General features: G+C 57.8%; 1 protein-coding gene. It reads right to left on the reverse strand.

Annotated elements, in window-relative coordinates; translation table 11 throughout:
• Positions 1-10: 10 nt before the first annotated feature.
• On the reverse strand, positions 11-355 hold the full coding sequence (locus ALO43_RS23020; RefSeq protein ID WP_002552992.1) for a DUF4389 domain-containing protein: 345 nt from the start codon (positions 353-355) through the stop codon (positions 11-13).
• Positions 356-358 lie beyond the last annotated feature (3 nt).

Here is a 358-nt window from a genome sequence, read left to right on the forward strand (position 1 = left end):
ACCCAGACCTTCACAGTTTTGGCTCTTCGTCACGCACCGGATGCGGCGCTGGCGGAACATGATGAGCCGCCTCGCCTTCAGGAGCGCGCGGCGCTGGCCAGTCGGCGAAGGGCCAGGGCTTATGGTCGCTGTGAAACGTCCCGAAACGACCAATCTGGGCCAGGTACTGGCTGATACTGTCGCCGAAACTCATCAGGCCGCCATTCGGCGCGCCATAGATAAGGCGATAAACCAATTGCACCAGCACTACGCCCGCCAGAATGATCTGTGCAACGTGCCATACACCCAGAAACAGCAGCATCCATAGAATGCGCAGCAGGATCGATTCGTTATGCTGGATTTTCGACTCGTTCAAGAC

The organism is Pseudomonas tremae, assembly GCF_001401155.1.
Lineage (GTDB): Bacteria > Pseudomonadota > Gammaproteobacteria > Pseudomonadales > Pseudomonadaceae > Aquipseudomonas > Aquipseudomonas tremae.